The following is a 24,767-nucleotide window of genomic DNA, read 5'->3' as shown; positions in this document are numbered from 1 at the left end:
GCGTATCGAGACCCACCGTCATCGAAAGGGCGGGCCTGCAGACCCGACTCCGGACACCGGTGGATCTCGATACGCCCGCTCCGCGGGCTACTCGATCAGCACGAAGGAGACCCGCGCCCGCCGGCACAGCGGCCCTCGGGACGCCGACGCTACTGCGCCGTGGCGTCCGGGAAGAGGCCCTCGTGCACGAGCGAGCGGACGACGTCGTAGTCGGGGTCGCCGTCGACATCGACCGCGGGCGGGACGAGCTCGACGACGCCGACCGGCTGGGACTTCGTCTTCAGGCCCAGCTGCACGAAGTAGCCGAGCATCCCCTGCGGGACGTCGGTCTTGATCACCTGGGAGCCGGCGGCGGCGACGTCCTGGAACTTCGAGAGCACATTGGCCGGCTCGAACTGCTCGAGCAGCGCGGTCTGCACCTGGCGCTGCCGTGCCATCCGGTCGTAGTCGCTCGTCGTGTAGCGCGAGCGGGCGTAGGCGAGCGCCTGCTCGCCGTTGAAGTGCCAGGGACCGGGGTCGATCCACTGGTTCACGCCCTGCATCACGCCGTCGGAGTCGGGGAGGCCGCCGAGCGGCAGGGGCTCGGTGCCCTGGTAGTCGACGTCGATGCCGCCGAGCGAGTCGATCAGCTGAGCGAAGCCCTCCATGTCGATCAGCGCGTAGTACTGGATCGGGATGCCGAGCATGCCCTCGACCGCGTCGCGGGTCGCCTCGATGCCGGGCTCGCTGCCCTCCGCGACCGCATCCGGGTAGAGCTCGGGGTGCTTCAGCTCGACCTCGGTGTAGATCGAGTTGAGCTTGCAGACGTCGACGGCGCAGTTGTCGGTCGTGTAGCCGTCCGGGTACAGCTCGTGCATCGGGCTGTCCTCGGGGAACGGGATGTTCACGAACTCTCGGGAGACGCCGATCGTGGTCGCGGCGCCGGTCGACGCGTCGATGCTGACGACCGAGATGCTGTCCGGACGCAGGCCGTCGCGGTCCTCGCCGGCGTCGCCGCCCAGCAGCATGATGTTGTAGCGGCCGTCGATCGGCGCCTCCATCGCCCCGCCGCCGAAGATCGAGGACAGCGTGCCGCGGGTGATCCCGATCAGGTAGGTGCCGTAGGCGGTCGAGCCGACCGAGACGGCCATCAGCGCGATCGTCGCGAAGGCGAGCACGGCCCGCATCCGCGGCCGCGCCCGCACCAGCCGGATCAGCCGGAGGGTGTCCAGGGTGAGCACGAGCCAGACCACGCCGTAGACGACCAGGGCCGCCTGCAGAGCGAGCATCGACAGATCGAAGGTCGCGAGCGTGTAGAGGCCCGTCGGGAAGACGAAGTAGAGGAGGACGGCGACCAGCAGCGCCGTCCAGAGCGCCAGGGTGAAGCCGAGGCCGAGCCGCCCGAGGCGGCGGTTGCCCGCGAGCACCTGCGCGGAGCCGGGAACGAGCAGGTTGCCGATCAGCAGCCACCAGGCGCGCCGGGTCATGAACGAGCTCGAGCGGACGTCCGGATGCCGCAGCGGCAGCGTCATCGCCGTCACAGGCCGGCCACCAGAGCGTCGTTCTTGGCGGCGACCTGCGCCTCCAGGTCCGCCGCGAAGGCGTCGAGGCGCTCGGACAGCGCGTCGTCGCCGATCGCGAGCATCTTCACCGCGAGCAGTCCCGCGTTGCGGGCGCCGCCGATCGAGACGGTGGCGACGGGGACGCCGGCCGGCATCTGCACGATCGAGAGCAGGGAGTCGAGGCCGTCGAGCCGCGCGAGCGGCACGGGGACGCCGACGACGGGGAGGGACGTGACCGCGGCCAGCATCCCGGGCAGGTGGGCGGCTCCGCCGGCTCCCGCGATCACGACGCGCAGACCCCGTGCACGCGCCCCGCGGCCGTAGTCGATCATCGCCTGCGGGGTGCGGTGGGCCGAGACCACGCGGACCTCGTGCGCCACGCCGAACTCCGAGAGGGTCGTCGACGCGGCCTGCATGACCGACCAGTCGGAGTCCGAGCCCATCACGACGCCGACGAGCGGGGAGGGACCGTTGACGAGCGCGTCGGCGTTCACGGGGCGGTACCGGCGGGGGTGGCGGAGGGCGTGGGGCGGGTCACGGCCACCATGGTACGTCTCAGTCGGTGAGAACGGCCGCCGCGGCACGCGCCTCGTAGACGACGAGCTCGAGCTCGTCGCCGGTGGCGTTCACGTGCCCGACCTTGCGTCCCGGACGCGGCTCCTTGCCGTAGTTGTGCACCTTCACCGCGGGGTGCGCGGCGAGCACGAGCGGGTAGCGGTCGGTCAGCGACTCCCCCACCGGACCGCCGAGGACGTTCACCATCACGGTCCACGGATCGCGGCAGCCGGTCGCGCCGAGCGGCAGGTCGAGCACCGCGCGCAGGTGCTGCTCGAACTGCGAGGTGGTGGAGCCGTCCATCGTCCAGTGCCCGCTGTTGTGCGGGCGCATCGCCAGCTCGTTGACGAGCAGGCGGTCGTCCGTCGTCTCGAACAGCTCGACCGCCAGCACGCCGGTGACGCCGAGGCTCTCGGCGATCGTCTCGGCGATGTCGGCGGCGGCGTCCGCGAGGCGGCCCGCCGAGGCGGGCGCGGGAGCGAGGACCTCGGCGCAGACGCCGTCGCGCTGGATCGACTCCACCACCGGCCAGAGGACGCTTTCCCCCGAGGGGCGCCGGGCGACGAGCTGCGCGAGCTCGCGGCGGAAGCCGACCAGCTCCTCGACGAGCAGCGCGCCGCCGCGGCCGTCCTCGGCGAGCGCCGCGAACCAGTCGTCGGCCTCGTGCGCGCCGTAGACGACGCGGACGCCCTTGCCGTCGTAGCCACCGCGCGCGGTCTTCACGACAGCGCGTCCGCCGTGCTCGTCGAGGAACGCGGCCAGCTCGTCGGCGGAGGAGACCGCCGCCCAGTCGGGCACGGGGACGCCGAGCTCGGTGAGGCGCTGCCGCATCATCAGCTTGTCCTGGGCGTAGAGGAGGGCGTCCGGGCCGGGGTGCACGGCCACGCCCTCGGCGACGAGCCGGCGCAGGATCGCCTGCGGCACGTGCTCGTGGTCGAAGGTGACGACGTCGACGGTGCGGGCGAATCCGAGCACCGTCTCCTCGTCGCGGTAGTCGCCGACGCGGGTCGCGGCGAGGCCCGCCGGGGCGCCCTCGGTCTCGGCGAGGACGGCGATCTCGAGGCCGAGCTCGACCGCCGCGGGGATCATCATCCGGGCGAGCTGGCCGCCTCCGATCACACCGACGCGCATGACGATCCTCCTGGTTCCGCCCGCGGGCGCGGGGCGGCTCCATGGTAGCGAGGGGCGCGGACACGGCGAGGGCCCCGTCGCGGACGCGGCGGTCAGAGCGGGTCGGGCGCGGGCCAGTCGGGCAGCGGCAGCGGGACCGCCGCGATCGCGTCCCGCAGCAGCTCGGCGACGAGCTCCGGGTCCTCCACGTCGCGCAGCACGAACGCCTCGGCGCCGTCGCGGGTGATCCGCACGTCCCCGCAGCGAGCGACGCGCTGACTCAGGGTCCGCGAGACGCCGACCGCCATCCGCGGGTCGAAGTCGAGGTCGGCGCGGCGCACCGACAGGACGCCGCGGCGGGCGTGCAGCCCTCGCTGCGTGATCCGGTAGCGGATGCTCGCCCAGCCGGCGACGCCGGGCACGCAGAGCAGCAGCACGAGCACGGCCGTGCCGAGGGCGATGATCCAGCGCTGCAGCTCCAGCTCGAACTGCGCGGCGAAGTAGAAGCCCGCCCAGGTGAGCAGGAGGAAGCCGGCGACCGGCGCGACGGCGCGGCGGGCGCGCGGCGTGAGCCGGGCGAGCTCCCGGTCCCCCTCCGCGAGCCGGTCCCGGCCGCCGGCGCTCACTGGCGCAGGTGGGTGACGTCGCCCGCGGAGAACGAGCGCCGGGCGCCGTCCTGCTCGAGCACGAGCGAGCCGTCGTCGTCGAGCGCGACCGCGGTGCCCTCCTCGACGGAGCCGTCCGGCAGCTCCACCCGGACGGAGCGGCCGAGGGTGCCGAGGTGCGCGCGCACGACGGCGGCCGACCCCGCGGAGTCGGCGTCGCCGAGCGCGAGGAGCGGCGCGAGCAGCGCCGAGAACTCGGTGAGGAAGGCGGCGAGCACGGCGTCGGCGCCGGTCGTCGCCGCGCCGGCCAGGGCGAGGGAGGTCGCCGTCGGCACGGGCAGCTCCTCCTCGCTCAGCAGCAGGTTGATCCCGGTGCCGACGATCACGCGGCCGTCGGCGAGGCGCTCGGCGAGGACACCCGCCGTCTTCCCCCCGTCGATCAGCACGTCGTTGGGCCACTTGACCTCGACCGCGGCGCCGACCAGCGGGGCGAGCGCCCGCGCGAGGGCAGCGCCGGCCAGCAGCGGCAGCCAGCCGACCGCCGCGGCGGGGAGGGCCGCCGCGTCCACCAGCGTCGAGGCCGCCAGCGTCCGCCCGGCGGGCGCCTGCCAGACCCGCCCCAGGCGTCCGCGGCCCGCGCGCTGGTCGTCGGTCGCCACGACGGAGAGGTGCGGCCAGGCTGCGGGCTCGGCCGTCGCGCGCTCGCGCAGCTCGTCGTTGGTCGAGCCCGCGCTCTCGAGCCAGAGGACCTGCGGCGAGACGGAGAGGGAGAGCGGGAGCTGCATGCGGCCACGCTACCGGCGGGCCCCGCGAGAAGCCCCGGAGCCGGTCGCCGGCGCCGCGGCTTGTGCGGACCCTCCCATCGGACCCGCCGCTCCCTGTGCGGGTGCGACAACGGAGGGGTCCATCCGCGCCGATAAGGTGGGCGAGTGACCGCGAACATCGAACGTCCCGCGCCCGATCTCTTCACGACCGCGGGGAAGATCGCGGACCTGAAGGCCCGCTACCACGAGGCGGTCACCGCCAGCGGTGAGGCCGCGATCGAGAAGCAGCACGCCAAGGGCAAGATGACCGCCCGCGAGCGGATCGACACCCTCCTCGACCCCGGCTCGTTCGTCGAGCTCGACGAGTTCGTCCGCCACCGCACCCACGCGTTCGGCATGGAGAAGAAGCGGCCCTACGGCGACGCCGTCGTGACCGGCACCGGCACGATCCACGGCCGCCAGGTCGCTGTCTACTCGCAGGACTTCACGATCTTCGGCGGCTCGCTCGGCGAGGTGGCCGGCGAGAAGATCATCAAGGTGATGGATCTGGCGCTGAAGACCGGCGTCCCGATCATCGGCATCCTCGACTCCGGCGGAGCGCGGATCCAGGAGGGCGTCGTCGCCCTGGGCAAGTACGGCGAGATCTTCCGCCGCAACACCGCGGCGAGCGGCGTCATCCCGCAGATCTCGATCATCTGCGGCCCGGCGGCCGGCGGCGCGGTGTACTCCCCCGCCCTCACCGACTTCGTGATCATGGTCGACAAGACCAGCCAGATGTTCGTCACCGGCCCTGACGTGATCAAGACCGTCACCGGCGAGGACGTCGGCATGGAGGAGCTCGGCGGCGCGCTCACCCACAACAAGATCTCGGGCGTCTCGCACTACCTCGCCAGCGACGAGAACGACGCGCTCGACTACGCGCGCACCCTGCTCTCCTTCCTCCCCGACAACAACCTCTCGCCCGCGCCGGTGTTCGACAACGAGGTCGACCTCGAGACCACGGACTCCGACCGCTTCCTCGACACCGTCATCCCTGACAGCCCGAACCAGCCGTACGACATGCGCGCCGTGATCGAGCACATCGTCGACGAGGGCGACTTCCTCGAGGTGCAGCCGCTCTTCGCGCCGAACATCGTGATCGGCTTCGGCCGGGTCGAGGGCCGCTCGGTCGGCATCATCGCCAACCAGCCCAGCGCGATGGCCGGCACCCTGAACATCGAGGCCGGCGAGAAGGCCTCGCGCTTCGTCCGGTTCTGCGACGCGTTCTCGCTGCCGATCCTCACGCTCGTCGACGTCCCCGGCTACCTGCCTGGGACCGACCAGGAGTGGACCGGCGTCATCCGCCGCGGCGCGAAGCTGCTCTACGCCTACGCGGAGGCGACCGTGCCGCTGGTCACCGTCATCCTGCGCAAGGCCTACGGCGGCGCGTACATCGTGATGGGCTCCAAGCAGCTCGGCGCCGACATCAACCTCGCCTGGCCGACGGCCGAGATCGCGGTGATGGGCGGCCAGGGCGCCGTCAACATCCTCTACCGCAACGAGATCCGCAAGGCCGAGGAGGCCGGCGAGGACGTCGCCGCCGTCCGCACCCGGCTGGCGAACGAGTACACCTACAACGTGGCGAGCCCGTTCCTCGCGGCCGAGCGCGGCGAGCTGGACGGGGTCATCGAGCCGTCGGCGACCCGGGTGTCGGTGATCAAGGCGCTGCGCGCGCTGCGGACCAAGCGCGCGAACCTGCCGGCCAAGAAGCACGGCAACATCCCGCTCTGAGCCCCGGTCAGCCGGCCGCCGGCGCCTTCTCGGGCGCCGGCGCCGTCGGCCTCCCCTGCGCCGGCGTGTCGCCGCCGGACTTCTCGGCACCGGGCTTCTCCGCACCCGGCTTCTCGGCAGCGGGCTTCTCCGCACCCGGCTTCTCCGCGGGCGGTGCCTTCTCCTCCGGGCGCGCTCCCAGCGCCCGGGCGAAGGCGAGCGCCTCGCGCGGGGAGACGTCCGGGAGGTAGGCGCGCCCGATCGCCGCGCCGATCCGCGGCAGCTGCAGCGCGTCTGGGTACGCCATCCACAGTCCCTCGTAGCGCGGGTGGAACTTGGCCTTGAAGCGGAACAGCGAGGTGAAGCCGTAGGCCGGCTCCAGGGTCCGCGCCAGGAACTCGAGCAGACCCGAGAGCGCGGTCGGCTCCGGCGGCTGCTCCCCCTCCGGCACGGGCGCCGTCGCGAGCGGTGCGCCGGACAGCGAGACGAACTCCGCGCCCTGCTCCTGCGCACGGAGGGCGGCGGACGCGATCAGGAACTCCATGATCCCGGGCATCGCCTCGTCCGAGCGGCGCATGAAGTCGAGCGTCCAGCCGACGATCCGGCCGTCGCGGTGCACGGGCAGCCAGCTGGTGATCCCCTGCAGCACCCCGTCCGGGCCGACGGCGAGCAGCAGCGCGACGTCCGGGTCGCGCGCCTCGTCGATCCCGCCGAGCGTGAACCCCATCTCCGGCAGCGCCTTCTCGGACACCCACTTCTCGGACAGGTCGACGATCTGGCTGGCCATCCCCAGCGACAGCTCCGGCCAGCTCGTCCAGACCGGCTCGATGCCGAGCTTGATCGCGCGGGTGAGCGGGTAGCGCACCTTCTGCCAGCGCTTCCCGGTCAGCTCGAAGCCACCGAGCTCGATGATCGTCTCCTCGCCCACCGAGATCCGCGACCAGCCGAGGCCGTCGAAGACCGGCAGCAGCTCGTCGTGGACGCTGTAGAAGACCGGTGTCCAGCTGCGCTCGTCGCAGAACGCGACGAAGCCGGCGACCACCTCCGCGCGCCGCTCGGGCGCGCAGGCCGGATCGGAGAGCGTGATCGCGACCCCGCCCACGACCCGGTAGGCGACTCCGCCCTCGCCGTCGGGGGCGATCCAGTGCTCGTTGCCCTGCCAGGTGCCCTGGTGGCCGAGGCTGCCGGCGCCGTGGCGCACGAGCAGCCGGCGGTAGACCGCTTCGTCGCCGCGCACGCCCTGCACGTCGGTCGCCCGCAGGAGCGCGATCACCGCGACGACGACGAGGAGCCAGAAGACCGGCCCGACCCACTCGAAGCCGAGGCGGGCGAGCGGCTCCCGCGGCACCGCCAGCAGGCCGTGCCCACCGAGGAAGCTCGACGGCACGAAACGCAGCAGCCCGTCGAGGAGGAGCCGGCCGATCCCGAGCACCGGCTCGAAGCTGGTCCGGGTCGAGGCCGAGAGCGCGAGGTAGCCGCCGAGCGAGACGACGAAGCCGATGCCGACCACCAGTGACCAGCGGCGCGCCGACTCCCGCGGAGCCCGGATCCGGAAGTGCCTGCTGCCGACCGCCAGGAGGACGATGACCGCGACCGGGACGACCACGGTGGTGGCCACCCAGAGCAGGTACTCGGCGTAGTACTGGAAGTCGGGGTGCCGCGCCGCGCGCTGCAGAAGGACGATGTCGAGGATCGCGATGGCTGCGTTGACGCCGATCGCGAGCAGCAGACCGAGACGGCGCCCGGAGCGCATCCCGTACGCCGCGACGAGCAGCAGGATCATCGGGACGAAGGTGAGCAGGATCGGCCCGGGCGAGATCAGGTTCAGCCGCACGTGGTGCGCGCAGTGCCGGACCGTGGCGCCGCAGGGGTCCTCGAGATCGGCGGCGCCGGTGAACGCGCTCTGCAGCAGCCGGCCGAGGAACGAGAACGGCCCGTAGCCCGAGTCGGAGAGCACGGCGACGAGCGGACCGAGGGCGGTGACCGCGACCACCGCGGCGAGCAGGGCGCGCGACTCCCGGTGCGAGCTCGGCGCGGGGCGCTGCGGGCGCAGTCCGCTCACCCCGTGCGCCATCACGGCCCCGATCGCCAGGCCGGCGATGCCCGCGAGGAGTCGGTACACGTCGGCGGAGTCGCCGGCGTAGAGCACGAACATCAGGACCACCGCGAAGACGGTGACGCGCAGGCGCCGGCGCCAGAGGCCGCCCATGAAGGCCGTCGCGGCCAGCAGCGCACCGACGCCGCCGATCAGCGGGTCGAAGGTGTGGTCGCCGACCGTGTCCCCGGCCCACCACTCGCCGACGGAGGCGCCGACGCTCTGCAGGGCCGCTCCGACCGTCGTTCCGAGCGCCCCGGTGAGCAGGAAGGCGAGGACCAGCCGGCGCGCTCCGAGACGGCGCTCGGCCGCGATCAGCAGCGGCAGGAGCAGGAGGACGACGAGGAGCAGCGCGGGCGGGCCCGACGCGATCAGCAGGCCGGTCACCGCGGCCCAGGGCCGGCCGCCGAGGATCGTGCCGGCGCCGGCCGCCCACCAGGCGCCGGTCTCGTCGCTCGCCGGGGCGAGAAGGGTGCCGGCCGCTGCGCTGGCGAGCAGGACCGCCGCCGTCGTCGCGAAGGCCGCGGGCGAGGACCGGAGGACCGCGGCGACGCGACGGGCGGAGGCGCGGCCGCGCTTCAGGGACCACGACGGCATGCGGTGACACTCCTGTTCGGACGGAAGGGGCGTCGCTCCGGCGGCGTCCGGCGTCAGCATAGTCACCGGCCCGCACGCGGGACCGTGAACGGCATGCGGTACCGTCGCGGGATGAGCGCAGCCGACTCCGCCCCCACCGTCGTCATCACCACTCCCGGCCTCGATGCGCGCGAGATCGCCGCCGTGACCGCGGTCGTGACCGCGCTCGCCGCGCAGTCGCACCCGGTCGCCGAGGTGCCGGTCGTCCCTAGCGGCGGCTGGAGCGACCGCGCCGCCGCCGTCCGGGCACCGCTGCAGCCGGCTCCCGGAGCCTGGCGCTCGTTCTCCGGCTGAGCGCTGCGGGAGGCCCGTTCGGGCCGGAACGACGCGGAACGCGGATTTTGTACCCCGATTAGTCCCCTAAAGTGCCGACTACCCGCCCCTCGCAGTCCTCGGCATAGTTATGCGTGTTAGGTGCTCACTCCACGGAGGGGGCATCGCCAATCACTCGCCGACCAGGGTAAGCAGGCGGGTGTTTTGGGGGCGAGTGAGGGTGACATTCGGGTTGTCACCCTCACTCGGGGTTTGACGGCGGGCTGGGCCCCCTCTTCGGAGGAGTGGACAGCCCGCCGCACTCTTTTAACCGCGCGTCCGCCGCAGGGTCGCCCGGCGCACCGGGGATCCGCAGCGCACCGAGCGGCGCGGACGGCTCGGTTCAGTCCTCGAGGACACCCTGCTCGTCGCGCCGGATCTCGACCCAGGCGTCCACCTCGTCGCCCGCGTCGTCCGAGCCGAGGGCGCCCGCGCTGCCGTCGCCCGCGGTCCGCAGGCCCACGACCGTCACCGCCGACGGCGAGTCCGCCGACGCCGTGCGGACGACGACGCGGTCGACCCCCTCGCCGATGCCGCCGAGCGCCCGGGCGAGTTCGCGCAGCACCCGCCGGCTCTCCTCCTCCGTGGTCCGGTCCAGCCCGCCGTCGTCCAGCACCGATACCGTGACGCCCCGCCGTCGCGCGTCGAGCACCAGGCGGCGGACGTCGTCGTCCAGCAGCCGCCTCCCCCGGATCTCGTCCCGGACGGACGCCTCCAGCAGGGCGCACTCGCGGCGCTCCTCATCGGTGAGGCCCACCGGGCTGGTGGCGATGCGCAGCAGCATCTCGGAGGCGATGGTGCGGGTCTGCTCCAGCCGCACCTCCCGCTCGGAGAGGTGCGCCTCCTCCGCCGCGCGCCACGACGCGGCGGCCCGCTCGGCGGCCTCGAGCACGCGCGCCTCGGAGCCGGCGCGGCCGAGCTCGATGATCAGGAGCTGCGCGATGCCGACCCAGGCGATTCCGCCGACGACGCCGAGGGTCGCCAGAGCGACGGGACCCGCCCAGACCGTCGTGTGCACGATCAGGAACGCCATCCCGGTCCACGCCGCCAGGGGGCGCCGACGGGCGCAGACGATCGTCATGAGCGTGCCGACCGCCGCGATGTACCAGGTGGAGTAGCCGTTGGAGGCACCGGGGTCCAGCGACGGAGAGACGAGCAGCGGCAGCCCCACCGCCACTCCCGCCATCGCCCACGCGGTCACCGCGTTCATCCGCGTGGTCGAGCTCGGCAGGAGGGCGATCACGGTGGCGGCGATGTAGACGGCGACGGCCGTCAGATCGGCGGGAGTGGCGGGTGTCAGCCGGTAGGAGAAGAAGGCGAGGACGACGTGGTAGAGCGAGAAGCCCCCGCCCAGCGCGTAGAGCAGCGGGCGCGGGTAGGCGATCACGATCGGCCCTTCGCGGCGGGCCAGAGGACGACGACCCGGGTGCCCTCGCCGGGGACGGTGTCGACGCGCGCCGAGCCCTGCACCTGGTGCACCCGGTCGAGGATCGAGAGCCGGATGCCGAGCCGCTCGCGCGGGACGTCGGCGAGGAGGAAACCGCGGCCGTCGTCCTCGACGACGACCTCGACGGAGCACGCCGAGAGCTGCCCGCGCACCGATCGCCGGACGGCGTCGCTCGGACCGGCGTGCTGGACGCTGTTGGTCAGGGCCTGCCAGACCGCGCCGAGGACGGCCTCCGCGACCGGTCGCGGCATCGTCGTCGTCCGCGGGTCGACGTCGCCGTCGAGGACGACCCCGAACTCCGCCACGAAGGTCGAGGCCGCGTGCGACAGCTGCCGCTCGAGCAGCTCCAGCGGCACCTCTCCTGCGTCGAGGTCGGCCTCCTCGTCCGGGAGCAGCACCGAGAGCGTCTTCCGCGCCATCGAGGAGACGAGGGCGCGCTCGGCGCCCGACTCGGCCGTCGCCGCGGCGAGCAGGGTCGCGAGCACGTTGTCGTGCACGAGGGCGTCGACCTCGACCCGCTCGACCTCGCCGGCGTGCTGGCGCATCGCCCCCTCGTACTGCTCCATCGCGGTGCGCTGCGCACGGTCGACCCGGTCCGCCGACTGCCGGAGCACGGTGATCAGGACCAGCATGACGAAGCCGACGATGCCCACGTAGACGGCGTCGAGGGCGGCGCGGGTGGGCGACGCTCCGCCGCCCGAGGGGAGGACGCGCAGGACGCCGAACAGGATCGTGGTGACGGAGGCGTACACGATCGCCAGCCGCAGCGGCGCGACGATCGTGCAGAAGGCCGTGCCGATCGTCAGCAGGTACCAGATCCACGGCGTCTCCTGGGGAACGGCGTCAGGGCGGATCGTCAGCGGCCAGGTGAGCAGCGCGAGCAGGAGCGACGCGGCGACGACGGCGCCGCTGACCTGCGTCCCGCGCCGCGCGACCGCGGTGACCACCGAGGCGCCGAGCGCGCCGAAGACGACGACCAGCACGGGCCAGGCGACCTCGGGCCGCAGGACCGGGAGCTGACCGAGGATGGGCGGCACGGTCTGCAGCGCGAAGCCGAAGCCGAAGAACGAGACGACCGTGCTGATGATCCGGTCGATGCGCTCGCGGTTCGCCGGAGCGCGCGCGGGGACGACCTCAGCGCCCGGCATCGCCGTCGTCCGGATCGATGCCCGGCAGGATGCCGTCCTCCACGGCGCGGCGCAGCAGATCGACCTTCGTCGGGGCCGGCCGCCCGATCTCGACGTACTTGTCGCGGATCCGGTCGAGGTACTCCTTGGCGGTCGACACCGAGATCTGCAGGCGGTCGGCGACGAGCTTGAGCGGCAGGCCGGAGGCGTAGAGGTGCAGCACGTCGCGCTCGCGGCGCCCGAGCACCGCGCGGGCGAAGTCGTCGTCCGCGTCGATCGCCGACGCCCACTCGAGATTGTTCAGGACCTCGCCGCGCGCGACGGTGCGGATCGCGGCGACCACGGTCGACATCGGAGAGGACTTCGGGATCACTCCGGCGGCGCCCGCCGCGAGCGCCTCGCGAACGGCGACCACGCGGTCGGCGATGCTGTGGACCAGGACGGCCGAGCCGCGCACCTGGCCCCACTTGACGTTCGCCGTGATGCTCGATCCGTCGTTCAGGGAGAGGTCGAGGACGAGCACCTCGATCTCCGAGCCGCCGAGGACCTCCTCGAGCGCGCGCACCGTCTCGGCCGCGGCCACCACCTGCATCCCCGCGGCCTCGACGGCGGCGGCGACACCCAGGCGGACGGACTCGTGGTCGTCCACGATGGCGACCCGCACCCTCGGCGCGGCAGCGGACTCAGCGGTCATCGGTGGTCTCCCTCGGGCTCATGCTGGCGACGCCGCGCTCAGGTGTCTCGGCGCACGAGGCGGGCGACGGCCTCCACGTGCGAGGTGTGCGGGAAGAGGTCGAAGCCGTCGAGCCGCTCGAGCTCGTAGCCGCCCGCGGAGAGCGCGCCGACGTCGCGGGCGAGCGCCACCGGATCGCAGGCGACGTAGACCAGCTGCGCGGGCGCGAGCTCGACGAGGGCGTCGGTCACGGCGCGGCCGGCTCCCGCCCGGGGCGGATCGAGGATGACGGTGGCGGCCCGCCAGCGCTCGCGCTCGCGGGCGTCGGCCTGGGCGAGCGCGTCGCGGAGGTAGCGGTCGACCCGGGCGGTCACCGCGCGGGCACCGACCTGATCGGCGAGGTTCTCCAGGGCGTGCTCCGTGGCCCGCGCGTCGCTCTCCACGCTCGTGACCCGGACGCCGGCGCCGAGGTGGTCGGCCAGCGCGGCGGCGAGCAGCCCCACTCCGCCGTAGAGGTCGTGGTTGGCGGCGCGGACGTCGGCGACGCCGGCGTCGACGGCGGCCTGCACCGCGTCGAAGAGGGTCGCCGCGGCCCCGCGGTGCACCTGCCAGAAGCCGGAGCGGTCGACGCGGAAGGTGCGGTCCGCGACGAACTCGGAGACGACCGTCCGGTCCCTCCTGGCGCGCTTGTCGGACGGGTCGTGCACGAGCACGGCCGCGCCGTCCGAGCCGGCGGCGTCGACGAGGTCGACGACGGAACCCGGAGCCAGACGCTGGTCGAGCGGGGCCGCGGCCGAAGAGGCGGCGGTCGCGAGCGGCAGGCCCTCGACGTCGACGACGTGGTGACTGCGCGCGGCGTAGGGACCGACGCGGCCGGAGTCGTCGACGTGCAGGCGGTTGCGGGTGCGCCAGCCGAGGCCGCCGGACTCGTCGTCGCCCGCGACCGGTGCGACGACGACGTCGACCTCGCGCCGGGCGAAGCGGGAGAAGGAGTCGACCAGCACGGCGCGCTTGAGCTCGCGCTGGTACTCGAGCGCGGCGTGGCCGAACTCGGCGCCGCCGACGCGCTCCTCGGGGCGGCGGTCGATGCCCGCCTGCGCCCAGACGTGCTCGACGCGGTGCGGCGACGCCTCGAGCACCTCGAGCGCCTCACCGCGCCAGAAGCTGTCGTGGCGGATCTCGCTGACCCGCACGCGGACCCGCTCGCCGGGCAGCACATCGGGGACGAAGACGACGCGGCCCTCGTGCCGGGCGACGAAGACGCCGCCGTGGGCGACGTTGCTAATGTCGAGCTCGATCTCGGTCCCGAGTGCCTCGCCGGTCCCCGCGGCTCGGTCGGACGCGCGGGGCGGGGTCTGTGCCATCCGTCGAGCATCCCACAGCGTGGGCCCGATCGCAGGGAGCCCTCGTGCGCCTCCACCTCGCCTCCACCTCCCCCGCCCGCCTGGCACTGCTGCGCGCCGCCGGGATCGAGCCCGTGGTCGTCCCCTCGGAGGTCGACGAGCCGGCCGCCGTCGCCCGGGCCGAGCGGGAGCGCGGAGCCGCGCTGGACGCCGACGCGACCGTGGCGCTGCTCGCCCGCGCCAAGGCGACGGCCGTCCTCGGGCCGCAGATCGACGGCCTGGTCCTCGGCGGCGACTCCGCCTTCGTGCTCGACGGCGTCGTGCACGGCAAGCCGCACGAGCCCGAGCGCGCCCGCGAGCGCTGGCGGGCGCAGCGCGGGCGCACCGGCCGCCAGCACTCCGGCCACTGGCTGATCGACCACCGCGGCGGGCGGATCGTCGCCGAGACCGGAGCGGTCACCTCCGCCGCCGTCACCTTCGCCGCGGACATCGAGGACGACGAGATCGACGCCTACGTCGCGACCGGGGAGCCGCTCGAGGTGGCCGGCGCGTTCACGATCGACGGGCGCGGCGCCGGCTTCATCACCGCGATCGAGGGCGACCCGTCGACGGTGATCGGGATGTCCGTGCCGACGCTGCGCTCGCTCGTCCGCGAGCTCGGGGTGTCCTGGCCGTCGCTCTGGAACCGCTGACACCCGGGCACCGCTGACACCGCCCGCTCCCGGCCGCCCTTGTTGGGAACCGACGAAGCGCTCGCCCTTCTTTGTGGTGAGCCGCGCCGGGCATCCGCGGGGCGCCCTCTAGGGTTGGGGACCATGCCAGGTATCACGAAGGTGCTCATCGCCAACCGAGGCGAGATCGCCGTCCGCGTCGTCCGGGCCGCCCGTGACAGCGGCATCGCCTCCGTCGCCGTCTACGCCGACCAGGACCGCGACGCCGTGCACAGCCGCCTCGCCGACGAGGCGTACGCGCTCGGCGGCACGACCAGCGCCGAGACGTACCTCGTCATCGAGAAGCTGCTCTCGGTCGCCCGCCGCTCCGGCGCCGACGCCGTGCACCCCGGCTACGGCTTCCTCGCCGAGAACGCCGACTTCGCCCGCGCCGTCATCGACGCCGGACTGGTCTGGATCGGCCCGTCGCCGGAGGCCATCGAGCGCCTCGGCGACAAGGTCTCGGCCCGCCACGTCGCCGAGAAGGTCGGCGCTCCGCTCGCGCCCGGCACCCTGAACCCCGTCTCGGGCGCCGCCGAGGTGCTCGAGTTCGTCGACCAGCACGGGCTCCCGGTCGCCATCAAGGCGGCCTTCGGCGGCGGCGGCCGCGGCCTGAAGGTCGCCCGCGAGCGCGACGAGGTCGAGGAGATGTTCGCCTCCGCCACCCGTGAGGCGATCGCCGCCTTCGGGCGCGGCGAGTGCTTCGTCGAGAAGTACCTCGACCAGCCCCGGCACGTCGAGACCCAGTGCCTCGCCGACGCCGACGGGAACGTCGTCGTCGTCTCCACCCGCGACTGCTCGCTGCAGCGCCGGCACCAGAAGCTGGTCGAGGAGGCGCCCGCGCCGTTCCTCACCGACGAGCAGAACACCGAGCTCTACCGCGCCTCGAAGGCGATCCTGCGCGAGGTCGGCTACGTCGGCGCCGGCACCTGCGAGTTCCTGATCGGCAAGGACGGCACCGTCTCCTTCCTCGAGGTGAACACCCGCCTGCAGGTCGAGCACCCCGTCTCCGAGGAGGTCACCGGCATCGACCTCGTCCGCGAGCAGTTCCGCCTCGCCGAGGGCGGCCTGCTCGACTACGAGGACCCGCAGCCCCGCGGCCACTCCTTCGAGTTCCGCATCAACGGCGAGGACGCCGGCCGCGGCTTCCTGCCCGCCCCCGGCCCCGTGCACGTCTTCAAGGCGCCCGGCGGACCGGGCGTGCGCGTCGACTCCGGCGTCGTCGCCGGCGACGTGATCTCCGGCTCGTTCGACTCGCTGCTGGCCAAGCTGATCGTCACCGGCGCGACCCGCGCCGAGGCGCTCGAGCGCTCCCGCCGCGCCCTCGCCGAGTTCGAGGTCACCGGCCTGCCCACCGTGCTGCCGTTCCACCGCGCGATCGTCGAGGACCCGGCCTTCGCCCCCGCCGGCGACGAGCCGTTCTCGATCTACACCCGCTGGATCGAGACCGAGTTCGACAACACCATCGAGGCGTGGAGCGGCGAGCCCGGCGCGATCGACGGACCGGCCGCCCGCCAGAGCGTCGTGGTCGAGGTCGACGGCCGCCGCGTCGAGGTCACCCTGCCCAGCGACCTCGTCGGCTCCGGCCCGTCCCGCGGTCCCGCTGCCGCCGCCCCCAAGCGCCGCGGCTCCGCCTCCGTCAGCACCGTCACCGGCGACTCCGTCACCGCCCCGATGCAGGCCACCATCGTCAAGGTCGCCGTCGCCGAGGGCGACACCGTCGTCACCGGCGACCTCGTCGTCGTCCTCGAGGCCATGAAGATGGAGCAGCCCCTCACCGCCCACAAGGACGGCGTCGTCCGCTCCCTGAACGCGGAGGCGGGCACCACGGTCTCCTCGGGCCACGTGCTGCTGTCCATCGGTGCTTGATTCCGGGCCGCTCCCCGCGCGGCCCGGCGCAGTCGGCCCGTTCACGTGGTGCGTTCCGCAGAGCGTCTAACGTCGCGCGGCCGAGAAACGCTGACACGCGTTTCTCGGTCTCGCGCTCTGCCTGACGCTGCTCGTGGGCGAGCCGGGCCGCTCCACGCAGGCCGGCTGAGCCGTTGCTCGCGGGAGGGCTCGGCGGGTTCATGCTGGTCGAGTAGCCGCGCAGCGGCGTATCGAGACCGCCCCTCGACCAGCAGTGCAGCTCCAGGCGCACGCCATCAGCCAGGAGCCGCCCTCATCGCCCACCAGCGATGACACCGCGCCACAGCTGATACTGCGCGCCGGGCGGCGCCGGATCTCGATACGCGCGCTCCACGCGCTACTCGATCAGCATGGACGGCCGATGCGCGACCGCAGGAACCGCGTCCGCCCCATGCTGGTCGAGGAGCCGCGCAGCGGCATATCGAGACCCTCCCTCGATCAGCAGTGCGGGTGAACGCCGCTCCCACCACAGCTGACGCCGCGCCTCGGGCAGCGTCGGATCTCGATACGCGCGCTCCACGCGCTACTCGATCAGCATGATCGGCCGATGCGCGACCGCCGGAACCGCGTCCGCCCCATGCTGGTCGAGTAGCCTCAGCGGCGTATCGAGACCCTCCCTTGATCAGCAATGCGGTTGAAGGCCGCTTCCACCACCACCGCTGACGCCGCGCCCCAGGCGGCACCGGATCTCGATACGCGCGCTCCGCGCGCTACTCGATCAGCATGGGGCGGGCACCCGCCGGAGCCGCTCGCCCGCAGGGCAGAGCGCCGCGACCGGGAAACGCGTGCCAGCGTTTCTCGGCAGCGCGACGCGAGACGCTCTGCGGGACGCACCACGTCGCGAAGCCGACTGCGCTGAGCCGCGCGGGGAGCGGCTCAGAGGATGGCGTGCACATCGTCAGCGTCAGCTGACGATGTGCATGGCGCGCGCCGCCTCCGAGATGGAGCCGGTGAGGCTGGGGTAGACGGTGAAAGCGCGGGCGACCTGGTCGACGGTGAGGCGGTGCTCGACGGCGAGGGCGAGGGGGAAGATCAGCTCGCTGGCCTTGGGGGCGACGATGACGCCGCCGATGACGGTGCCGGAGCCGGTGCGGGCGAAGACCTTCACGAAGCCGTCGCGGATGCCCATCATCTTGGCCCGCGGGTTGGCGGCGAGGGGGAGCTTGTAGATCTCGCCCTGGGCGAGGCCCTCCTCGATCTCCTTCTGGCTCCAGCCGACGGTCGCGATCTCGGGCTGGGTGAAGATGTTCGCCGCGACGTTGCGCACCTCGGTGGGGTTCACCGCGTCGCCCATGGCGTGGAAGACGCCGGTGCGGCCCTGCATGGCGGCGACGGAGGCGAGCGGCAGGAACGTGGTGCAGTCGCCGGCCGCGTAGATCGAGGGGACGCTGGTGCGCGCGACGCGGTTGACGCGGATGTGGCCCGAGTCGGTGAGCTGGACGCCCGCCTCCTCGAGGCCGATGCCGGCGGTGTTCGGGATGGAGCCGACGGCCATCAGGCAGTGCGAGCCCTCGACGACGCGGCCGTCGGACAGCACGGCGCGGACGCCGGTCTCGGTGCGCTCGACGCGATCGGCGCGCGACTTGGACAGCACGACCATGCCGTTGCGCTTGAAGACGTTCTCGATCACGGCGGCGGCGTCCGCGTCCTCGCCGGGGAGGACCTGGTCGCGGGAGGAGATCAGCGTGACCTTGGCGCCGAGCGCGCGATACGCGGAGGCGAACTCCGCGCCGGTGACGCCCGAGCCGACCACGATCAGATGCTCTGGCACCGTCTTGAGGTTGTAGAGCTGGGTCCAGCTCATGATCCGCTCGCCGTCGGGCGCGGCGGACGGCAGGATGCGCGGGCTGGCGCCGACGGACACGACGATGGTGTCCGCCTCGATCCGGTCGAAGTCCATGCCCTCGTCGCCGGGCGCGGTCGCGACGATCAGCGCGTTCGAGCCGTCGAGGCGCCCGTCGCCCTGCACGATGCGCACGCCGTGGTGGACGAGGTTCGCGCGCATGTCCTCGGACTGCTGGCGGGCGAGCCCGAGGAGGCGCTTGTTGACCGTGGCGAGGTTGACCGCGACCTCGGGGCGGACCGGCTTGTTCGTCTGCTCGTGGCGGGTGAAGAACTGCACGCCGAGGTCGGCGGCCTCGCCGATCGCATTCGTGGCCTCGGCGGTCGCGATCAGCGACTTCGACGGCACGACGTCGGTGATGACGGCCGATCCGCCCACTCCGACCCGCTCGACGAGGGTGACCTCGGCGCCCAGCTGGGCTCCGGCGAGGGCGGCCTCGTAGCCGCCGGGTCCCCCTCCGAGGACGGCGATCCGCTGCGTGCGCTCGAACTCGTAAGGCATGTCTCCCATTGTCCTCCCGTGCTGGGAGTTCGCCCAATCGACGCGGGTCCAGGAGGGTCCGCGGGCCGAGCCCGCCCCCGCGTCGCGCGTGGATAGGGTGGGGGAATGGCTGACCAGACCCCCAATCCGCTCGACTCCGCCGACGCCGATCCCTTCGCGATCGCCGCCGAGGCCGCCGCCCAGATCATCGAGGCGACCGGCGTCGAGAAGCACGACATCGCCCTCACGCTCGGCAGCGGCTGGGGCAAGGCCGCCGACGCGATCGGCGAGACGACGGCCGTGGTCCCGGCGACCGACATCGTCGGCTTCACGAAGTCGGCCGTGCACGGCCACGGCGGCAGCCTCCGCTCGGTGCTGCTGCCGACCGGCAAGCGCGCGCTGATCATCGGCGCCCGCACCCACTACTACGAGGGGTACGGCGTGCGCCGGGTCGCGCACAGCGTCCGGGTCGCCGCGGCGACCGGCGCCTCGGTGATGATCCTCACCAACGGCGCGGGCGGCATCAAGGAGCACTGGACCCCCGGCACCCCGGTCCTGATCAGCGACCACATCAACCTCACCGCCGACTCTCCGCTCGAGGGCGCGACCTTCGTCGACCTCACGGACCTCTACTCGGCCCGGCTGCGGGCGCTGGCCCGGGAGACCCGCGCGGACCTCGACGACGGCGTCTACGTGCAGTTCCGCGGCCCGCACTACGAGAGCCCGGCCGAGGTGCAGATGGCCCGGATCATCGGCGGCCACATCGTCGGCATGTCGACCGCCCTCGAGGCGATCGCGGCGCGCGAGGCGGGCATGGAGGTGCTGGGCATGTCGCTGATCACGAACCTGGCGGCGGGCATCCAGAAGACGCCGCTGAGCCACGAGGAGGTCCTCGAGGCCGGGCGGAACGCCGAGGACGACCTCGCCCGCCTCCTCGCCGGGATCACGGGCGCGCTGTGACGGCGGACGTCCGCGCGCGCGCCGAGGACTGGCTCGCCCAGGACCCCGACCCGGAGACGCGGCAGGAGCTCGTCGACCTGCTGTCGGCCGACGCCGCCGGTGACCCCGCCGCCGCGGCAGAGCTGGCGGACCGCTTCCGCGAGCGCCTCGCCTTCGGCACCGCCGGGCTCCGCGGGGCGATCGCGGCCGGGTCGAACCGGATGAACCGCGTCCTCGTCTCGCAGGCGGCCGTCGGGCTCGCCGACCATCTGCGCGCGCAAGGCCTCGAGCGCCCGCTGATCGTCATCGGCTACGATGGGCGGAGGAACTCCCGCGTCTTCGCCGAGGACTCGGCCGCCCTGATGGCCGGCGCGGGTGCCGACGCCGTGCTGCTCCCCCGCCTGCTGCCGACTCCCGTGCTCGCCTTCGCCGTCCGCCACCTCGGCGCCGACGCCGGAGTGATGGTGACGGCGAGCCACAACCCGCCGCAGGACAACGGCTACAAGGTCTACCTCGGCGGCGACGACGACGGCTCGCAGATCGTGCCGCCGGTCGACTCCGCGATCGCCGAGCGGATCCTCGCGGTCGCGACCGAGCGCCGCGTCACCGAGCTGCCGCGGGGCGAGTACCGCGTCGCCGACGAATCCGTCGTCGACGCCTACATCGCCGCGACGGCGGCGGTCGGACGGCAGTCGGCGCCGCTCCGCGTCGTCTACACGGCGATGCACGGCGTGGGCTGGGAGACCGCGCACCGCGTGCTCTCCGCCGCCGACTTCGACGAGCCGGCCGTGGTCGTCGAGCAGATCGACCCCGATCCCGCGTTCCCCACGGTGGCGTTCCCCAACCCCGAGGAGGCCGGGGCGCTCGACCTCGCCTTCGCGACCGCGCGCTCGGGCCGCGCTCAGCTGATCGTCGCCAACGATCCCGACGCCGACCGCTTCGCCGCGGCGATCCCGGACGCGTCGCTCGCGGACGGCTTCCGTCGCCTCTCCGGCAACGAGGTGGGCGCGCTGCTCGGCTGGCGCGCCGCCGAGCGCGCCCGCACCGCGGGCCGGACGGGCGGCGCGCTGGCCTGCTCGATCGTCTCCTCCCCCGCGCTCGGAGCGGTCGCCCGGGACTACGGGCTGGAGTTCGCGGAGACGCTGACCGGCTTCAAGTGGATCTCCCGCGTCCCGGACCTCGTCTTCGGCTACGAGGAGGCTCTCGGCTACCTCGTGAACCCGGAGACGGTCCGCGACAAGGACGGCATCTCGGCGGCGCTCGCCTTCCTCGATCTCGCCTCCTCGCTCGCCGCGGAGGGCCGCACGATCGCCGACGAGCTCGACGCCTTCGCCGAGCGCTTCGGCCTGTTCGGCTCGGAGCAGATCTCGCTCCGGGTGACCGACCTGTCCGAGATCGGCCGGATCATGGCGGGGCTGCGCAGCGCGCCGCCCGCCGCGATCGCCGGCCTCGCCGTGCAGCGCACGGAGGACCTGCTCGCGGCGGGCGGAGCGCTGCCGCCGACGGATGCACTGCGGTTCACCCTCGACGGCGCCCGCCTGATCGCCCGGCCGAGCGGCACCGAGCCCAAGGTGAAGCTCTACCTCGACGCGTGGTCGCACGAGGCGGACGCCGACGCCCGCCGCGGCGCGGTCGCCGCCCGCCTCGACGCCCTGCGGACGGGAGCCGCCGAGCTCCTGCGCTGAGCGGCGGTCAGCCGCGATCGGGAGCGTCCGCCAGCCCCGGGTCGGCGTCGCCGGTGGAGATCGGCTGCGCCCGGTCCAGGAGGAAGTCGGACACGGCGGCGAGGCTGCGCTCACGAGCCCGCACCCAGGGGGCGTGCCCGCCCTCGGGGATGAAGACCGTCTGCGCGCCGGGGATCGCCTCGGCAAGGGCGTGCTGGCCGCGCCAGTCGACGAAGTCGTCCTGCGCCCGCACGACCAGCGTGGGCACGTCCACCGTGTGGAGTTGCTCGAGCGTCATCGCCCAGTGCGCCAGGAAGTCGTCGGTCAGCAGCAGGTTCGAGTAGACATTGATGCCGCCGGGTTCGCCCAGCGACGCCGCCGCCACACGCCTGCCGGCGTCCTGCGGGAGCAGGTTCACGGCGGCGTCCGGGCCGACCGACCGCAGAAGCGCCACTCCGGCGGCCGCGCGCAGCTGAGCGCCCAGCGGGAGAGGAGCGGGCTCCTCCGCTGCGGGCTCCGCCCGCTCTGCCGGGTCTTTGACCGGCCGCGCATCGGCTGCCGCCTGCGCCTCGGCGACCGCGCGCCGTCCGTCCTCCGACGGGTCGTAGGTCCCGGAGGAGAGGAGGACCGCCTTCTCCACGTGCTCGGGGTGCTTGGCGGTGTAGGCGGCGGCGAGGTAGCCCCCGGCCGAGTGGCCGACGAGGATCACGCGATCCGCGCCCGTCTTCTCCCGGACGGCGTCGATGTCGGCGACGGACCGCTCCAGCGAGTAGTCGTGGATCGGCAGGTCGTCGGAGTAGCCGGCGCCCGGCTGGTCGAACAGGTAGACGTCGTGGCCGGTCTCGGCGAGGGCGGGCAGGAAGTCGAGGTCCAGGGCGGCGACATAGCCGCCGGGGCCGCCGTGCACGTACACGATCGGGACCTCGGATCCCCCGGGAGTGGGAGCGGGGGTCTTCCAGTACGCGACGTGCGAGCCGGTGGAGAGGTCCCAGTACTGCGGGGCCACCGGGCCGAAGCCGACGGACGACCCGCCGATCGGCGCGAGCACGGTCCCGCCGGCGAGCGCGCCGATGGCGGCGGTCGCGACCGCGGCGACGATCAGCGGGGTGCGCAGGCGCACCGACCGGCGGACCGGCCGAGGCCGTCGCGGGAGCAGGCGCTGCACGGCCGAGACCAGCAGGAAGACGAGAAGCAGGGACAGGACCACCCACACGGCGATCGCGAAGGGCAGGGACACGGCGAGCGCGAACGCCGCCGCGACCGTCGACAGGGTGAGCCCGAGGACGACGGCGACGGCCGCCGCGAGGACGGACAGGAGTCGGCGGAGCAGCGGACGCGGACGCCGCGAGGCGTGCCGGAGTTCGGGTGAGGAGGGGTCGGACGGGATCGAGGACATGGGTGGGCGGCTCCTGGGAAGGGGGCGGGCGGAGAGGACGGATGCAGCGAAGGACGAGCGACACGGACGGCGAGGACCGGGTCCGGGGCACGCCGCAGCGCCGCCCCACGGGTCGGCGGGGCGGCGCAGCGAACGGGCGGGGGTCAGCCGGCGCGGTTGACGACCGCGGCGAACGCTCCTGACGGGATGGCCGTCCCGGAGCCCAGCGGAGACACCACGCCCACGGTGGAGGGCGTGTCCCGGTCGACGGACCAGTGGTGCAGTCCGGCGAGGCCCTGCGTCTTCACGAAGGCGGCGATCGTCTCGAAGTCCGCGACGGAGGTGACCTCCTCGGTCACGTCGTTGACGCCGATCATCGCGGTCAGCTCGAGCTTCGAGTAGGGGATGCCGTGCTTCTCGTGCACGTTCCGAGCGGCCTGGACGGCGGACGCCCCCATGTCGGTCCTCCCGGTCGTCGAATCGATGACCGCGTTCGCGGCGGTCGGCGACCCGTAGTCCATGGCCATCAGGTTGACGGTGTAGTGCTGCACGCCCGAGGCCTTGATCGCCTCGACGGTCGTGACTCCGACGTCGGTCAGGCTGTACCTCGATCCGTCCGACGCCGCCGCGGTGGGCAGGGTGAACTGGAACCGGAGGTCCGGGTACTTCACCTCGGCCACGGCAGCGGCGTCGGCGAGCTCCCGGATCTGCGCGGCGGTCTGCCCGCGCTCGATGTCGAAGTCGATGCCGATCAGGTTCTTCGAGGCGTAGCGGCTGATGAAGGAGTCCAGCTGCGCAGCGTTCGCGGTGAACACCGCCGAGGCTCCTCCGGTGGCGAGCACGTAGTCCACGTCCGCGGCGACCAGCTGGTCGATCGAGCTGCGGAACTCGTCCGCCGTGACGCCCGCCCAGTTCGGGGCGTCCCCGGTGCCGGAGGCGAAGGCGAGCGTGACCGCGCTGCTGCCGGTCCGGCTCGCCCAGGAGTCCGGCCCCACGAGGGGGACGATCTTCCCGTCGAGCACCGTCCGCAGCTGGTGGGTGTTCCAGTCCATGTTGATGGTGATGTCCTTGTAGCCGGAGCGCAGGACGGCGGGGGACGTTCCGGTCGCGGGCGCCGCCGAAGGTCTCGGGGCCTTCCCGGGATCGGTGGTCGGGGCGGGCGCGGGCGACGGGGTCGTGGTGCTCGCCGGAGTCGGAGTGACCGCGGGAGTCGGCGCCGGTGCCGGAGTGACCGCGGCGGCCGGCTGCCAGACCCTGCCGGAGCCGATGGGTCCAGAGTCCTCGCGGGGGTCCGCACCGCTGGTCCACCAGCCGGCGGTGTAGAGCTTCCCGTCGCGCACGACCTGCTGGCCGCCGGTGTACGTCGCCGACGCGCTCCACTCCGCGACACCGGGGAACGGGTTCGACGCGGGGGCGGCCGGCGCGAGGCTCGCGGACGGCGCCGGGACGGTGACGGACGCAGGAGCGCGGGTCGGTGCGGGAGCGGCGGTCGGCGTCGGCGCGGCGGTGGGGGTCGGCGCGACCGTCGGCGCGGTCACGCCCGCGGCGGGCTGCCAGACCTTGTCGGTCCCGACGGCCCCCGAGACCCGCAGCGGGTCCTCGCCGCTGGTCCACCAGCCGGCGGTGTAGAGCCTCCCCTGGCGGGTGACCTGCTGCCCGCCCGTGTAGGTCGCGGTCGCACTCCACTCCGGAGCGGCAGTGGAGGTGGCTGTGGCGGTCGACGCGGCGGGTGACGGGGTCTGAGCGAAGGCGGGCCCCGCCCCCAGAACAGCGCCTCCCGCCAGGAGCCCGAGGGTGGTGAGCCCGGCGATCGTGCAGCGGATGCGAGTGCGCACTTCAGTCCTCTCGATTCGGTGAAGAGGCTCGGAGACGGAGCCAGGTCGGAGAATCG

The 24,767-nt window shown here is 73.5% G+C and carries 19 protein-coding genes; 6 read left to right on the top strand and 13 right to left on the bottom strand.

What is annotated here, in order from left to right; all coding sequences use genetic code 11:
- Positions 1 to 149: 149 nt before the first annotated feature.
- The 5 genes from EDF45_RS05385 to EDF45_RS05365 all read right to left on the bottom strand — a co-directional run bounded on the left by EDF45_RS05385 (position 150) and on the right by EDF45_RS05365 (position 4,596).
- Positions 150 to 1,511 carry an LCP family protein gene (locus EDF45_RS05385; protein ID WP_123735595.1) on the bottom strand — a complete coding sequence of 454 codons (1,362 nt, stop codon included), beginning with the start codon at positions 1,509 to 1,511 and terminating at the stop codon, positions 150 to 152.
- 5 nt (positions 1,512 to 1,516) lie between these two features.
- A complete protein-coding gene (gene purE / locus EDF45_RS05380; RefSeq protein ID WP_123445392.1) occupies positions 1,517 to 1,984 on the bottom strand; it encodes a 5-(carboxyamino)imidazole ribonucleotide mutase in 468 nt (155 codons plus the stop codon).
- A gap of 112 nt (positions 1,985 to 2,096) precedes the next feature.
- A complete protein-coding gene (locus tag EDF45_RS05375) occupies positions 2,097 to 3,227 on the bottom strand; it encodes a 5-(carboxyamino)imidazole ribonucleotide synthase (RefSeq protein ID WP_397459998.1) in 1,131 nt (376 codons plus the stop codon).
- A 92-nt stretch (positions 3,228 to 3,319) separates the two neighbouring features.
- Positions 3,320 to 3,832 (bottom strand): PH domain-containing protein, encoded by a 513-nt coding sequence (locus tag EDF45_RS05370; protein ID WP_123735218.1) that lies wholly within the window; start codon positions 3,830 to 3,832, stop codon positions 3,320 to 3,322.
- Positions 3,829 to 4,596 carry a biotin--[acetyl-CoA-carboxylase] ligase gene (locus tag EDF45_RS05365; protein ID WP_123735217.1) on the bottom strand — a complete coding sequence of 256 codons (768 nt, stop codon included), beginning with the start codon at positions 4,594 to 4,596 and terminating at the stop codon, positions 3,829 to 3,831. The genes EDF45_RS05370 and EDF45_RS05365 overlap by 4 nt, the downstream gene beginning before the upstream one ends.
- A gap of 144 nt (positions 4,597 to 4,740) precedes the next feature.
- Between EDF45_RS05365 and EDF45_RS05360 the strand changes: the two genes are divergently transcribed.
- Positions 4,741 to 6,345, top strand: coding sequence for an acyl-CoA carboxylase subunit beta (locus EDF45_RS05360; RefSeq protein ID WP_243582397.1), 1,605 nt, complete (start codon positions 4,741 to 4,743; stop codon positions 6,343 to 6,345).
- A 7-nt stretch (positions 6,346 to 6,352) separates the two neighbouring features.
- Here EDF45_RS05360 and EDF45_RS05355 read toward each other — a convergent pair whose 3' ends face one another.
- Complete coding sequence (locus EDF45_RS05355) at positions 6,353 to 9,016, bottom strand: bifunctional lysylphosphatidylglycerol flippase/synthetase MprF (protein WP_123735216.1); 2,664 nt, start codon at positions 9,014 to 9,016, stop codon at positions 6,353 to 6,355.
- A gap of 111 nt (positions 9,017 to 9,127) precedes the next feature.
- Between EDF45_RS05355 and EDF45_RS05350 the strand changes: the two genes are divergently transcribed.
- Positions 9,128 to 9,349 carry an acyl-CoA carboxylase subunit epsilon gene (locus tag EDF45_RS05350; protein ID WP_123445310.1) on the top strand — a complete coding sequence of 74 codons (222 nt, stop codon included), beginning with the start codon at positions 9,128 to 9,130 and terminating at the stop codon, positions 9,347 to 9,349.
- A gap of 361 nt (positions 9,350 to 9,710) precedes the next feature.
- Here the strand turns inward: EDF45_RS05350 and EDF45_RS05345 are convergent, their stop codons facing one another.
- The 4 genes from EDF45_RS05345 to EDF45_RS05330 are packed head-to-tail and all read right to left on the bottom strand — an operon-like array spanning position 9,711 to position 13,978.
- The gene (locus EDF45_RS05345) at positions 9,711 to 10,754 is read right to left on the bottom strand and encodes a hypothetical protein (RefSeq protein ID WP_123735215.1); all 1,044 of its coding nucleotides are present in this window, start codon (positions 10,752 to 10,754) and stop codon (positions 9,711 to 9,713) included.
- Positions 10,751 to 11,962: a sensor histidine kinase gene (locus EDF45_RS05340; RefSeq protein WP_123735214.1), complete on the bottom strand. Its 1,212-nt coding sequence runs from the start codon at positions 11,960 to 11,962 to the stop codon at positions 10,751 to 10,753. The genes EDF45_RS05345 and EDF45_RS05340 overlap by 4 nt, the downstream gene beginning before the upstream one ends.
- Positions 11,949 to 12,635 carry a response regulator gene (locus EDF45_RS05335; protein WP_123735213.1) on the bottom strand — a complete coding sequence of 229 codons (687 nt, stop codon included), beginning with the start codon at positions 12,633 to 12,635 and terminating at the stop codon, positions 11,949 to 11,951. The genes EDF45_RS05340 and EDF45_RS05335 overlap by 14 nt, the downstream gene beginning before the upstream one ends.
- A 38-nt stretch (positions 12,636 to 12,673) precedes the next feature.
- Positions 12,674 to 13,978: a class I SAM-dependent RNA methyltransferase gene (locus EDF45_RS05330; protein WP_123735212.1), complete on the bottom strand. Its 1,305-nt coding sequence runs from the start codon at positions 13,976 to 13,978 to the stop codon at positions 12,674 to 12,676.
- Positions 13,979 to 14,022: 44 nt separating this feature from the next.
- Between EDF45_RS05330 and EDF45_RS05325 the strand changes: the two genes are divergently transcribed.
- Both EDF45_RS05325 and EDF45_RS05320 read left to right on the top strand, forming a co-directional pair.
- The gene (locus EDF45_RS05325; RefSeq protein WP_123735211.1) at positions 14,023 to 14,649 is read left to right on the top strand and encodes a nucleoside triphosphate pyrophosphatase; all 627 of its coding nucleotides are present in this window, start codon (positions 14,023 to 14,025) and stop codon (positions 14,647 to 14,649) included.
- Between the two features lie 123 nt (positions 14,650 to 14,772).
- Complete coding sequence (locus EDF45_RS05320; RefSeq protein ID WP_123735210.1) at positions 14,773 to 16,536, top strand: biotin carboxylase N-terminal domain-containing protein; 1,764 nt, start codon at positions 14,773 to 14,775, stop codon at positions 16,534 to 16,536.
- Positions 16,537 to 17,479: 943 nt separating this feature from the next.
- Here the strand turns inward: EDF45_RS05320 and EDF45_RS05310 are convergent.
- The gene (locus tag EDF45_RS05310) at positions 17,480 to 18,919 is read right to left on the bottom strand and encodes an NAD(P)H-quinone dehydrogenase (RefSeq protein ID WP_123702591.1); all 1,440 of its coding nucleotides are present in this window, start codon (positions 18,917 to 18,919) and stop codon (positions 17,480 to 17,482) included.
- A gap of 105 nt (positions 18,920 to 19,024) precedes the next feature.
- Here EDF45_RS05310 and EDF45_RS05305 point away from each other — a divergent pair, with 105 nt between their 5' ends.
- Both EDF45_RS05305 and EDF45_RS05300 read left to right on the top strand, forming a co-directional pair.
- Complete coding sequence (locus tag EDF45_RS05305) at positions 19,025 to 19,858, top strand: purine-nucleoside phosphorylase (protein WP_123735208.1); 834 nt, start codon at positions 19,025 to 19,027, stop codon at positions 19,856 to 19,858.
- On the top strand, positions 19,855 to 21,522 hold the full coding sequence (locus EDF45_RS05300) for a phospho-sugar mutase (protein WP_123735207.1): 1,668 nt from the start codon (positions 19,855 to 19,857) through the stop codon (positions 21,520 to 21,522). Before EDF45_RS05305 ends, EDF45_RS05300 begins: the two co-directional genes overlap by 4 nt.
- A 7-nt stretch (positions 21,523 to 21,529) precedes the next feature.
- Here the strand turns inward: EDF45_RS05300 and EDF45_RS05295 are convergent, their stop codons facing one another.
- Both EDF45_RS05295 and EDF45_RS05290 read right to left on the bottom strand, forming a co-directional pair.
- Positions 21,530 to 22,897, bottom strand: coding sequence for an alpha/beta hydrolase (locus EDF45_RS05295; protein WP_123735206.1), 1,368 nt, complete (start codon positions 22,895 to 22,897; stop codon positions 21,530 to 21,532).
- A 143-nt stretch (positions 22,898 to 23,040) separates the two neighbouring features.
- Positions 23,041 to 24,711 (bottom strand): carbohydrate-binding protein, encoded by a 1,671-nt coding sequence (locus EDF45_RS05290; protein ID WP_123735205.1) that lies wholly within the window; start codon positions 24,709 to 24,711, stop codon positions 23,041 to 23,043.
- Between the last annotated feature and the right edge of the window lie 56 nt (positions 24,712 to 24,767).

This window comes from Rathayibacter sp. PhB186 (assembly GCF_003751825.1).
GTDB lineage: Bacteria > Actinomycetota > Actinomycetes > Actinomycetales > Microbacteriaceae > Rathayibacter > Rathayibacter festucae.
Note: the sequence above shows the minus strand (reverse complement) of the source record. Positions and strands in the feature narration are given on the sequence as shown.

What these genes read in the sequence shown, in the direction of transcription:
- EDF45_RS05385 (WP_123735595.1), bottom strand. Translation starts at nt 1,511, where the DNA reads ATGACGCTGCCGCTGCGGCATCCGGACGTCCGCTCGAGCTCGTTCATG.
- purE (WP_123445392.1), bottom strand. Translation starts at nt 1,984, where the DNA reads ATGGGCTCGGACTCCGACTGGTCGGTCATGCAGGCCGCGTCGACGACC.
- EDF45_RS05375 (WP_397459998.1), bottom strand. Translation starts at nt 3,227, where the DNA reads ATGCGCGTCGGTGTGATCGGAGGCGGCCAGCTCGCCCGGATGATGATC.
- EDF45_RS05365 (WP_123735217.1), bottom strand. Translation starts at nt 4,596, where the DNA reads ATGCAGCTCCCGCTCTCCCTCTCCGTCTCGCCGCAGGTCCTCTGGCTC.
- EDF45_RS05355 (WP_123735216.1), bottom strand. Translation starts at nt 9,016, where the DNA reads ATGCCGTCGTGGTCCCTGAAGCGCGGCCGCGCCTCCGCCCGTCGCGTC.
- EDF45_RS05350 (WP_123445310.1), top strand. Translation starts at nt 9,128, where the DNA reads ATGAGCGCAGCCGACTCCGCCCCCACCGTCGTCATCACCACTCCCGGC.
- EDF45_RS05340 (WP_123735214.1), bottom strand. Translation starts at nt 11,962, where the DNA reads ATGCCGGGCGCTGAGGTCGTCCCCGCGCGCGCTCCGGCGAACCGCGAG.
- EDF45_RS05335 (WP_123735213.1), bottom strand. Translation starts at nt 12,635, where the DNA reads ATGACCGCTGAGTCCGCTGCCGCGCCGAGGGTGCGGGTCGCCATCGTG.
- EDF45_RS05330 (WP_123735212.1), bottom strand. Translation starts at nt 13,978, where the DNA reads ATGGCACAGACCCCGCCCCGCGCGTCCGACCGAGCCGCGGGGACCGGC.
- EDF45_RS05320 (WP_123735210.1), top strand. Translation starts at nt 14,773, where the DNA reads ATGCCAGGTATCACGAAGGTGCTCATCGCCAACCGAGGCGAGATCGCC.
- EDF45_RS05310 (WP_123702591.1), bottom strand. Translation starts at nt 18,919, where the DNA reads ATGCCTTACGAGTTCGAGCGCACGCAGCGGATCGCCGTCCTCGGAGGG.
- EDF45_RS05305 (WP_123735208.1), top strand. Translation starts at nt 19,025, where the DNA reads ATGGCTGACCAGACCCCCAATCCGCTCGACTCCGCCGACGCCGATCCC.
- EDF45_RS05295 (WP_123735206.1), bottom strand. Translation starts at nt 22,897, where the DNA reads ATGTCCTCGATCCCGTCCGACCCCTCCTCACCCGAACTCCGGCACGCC.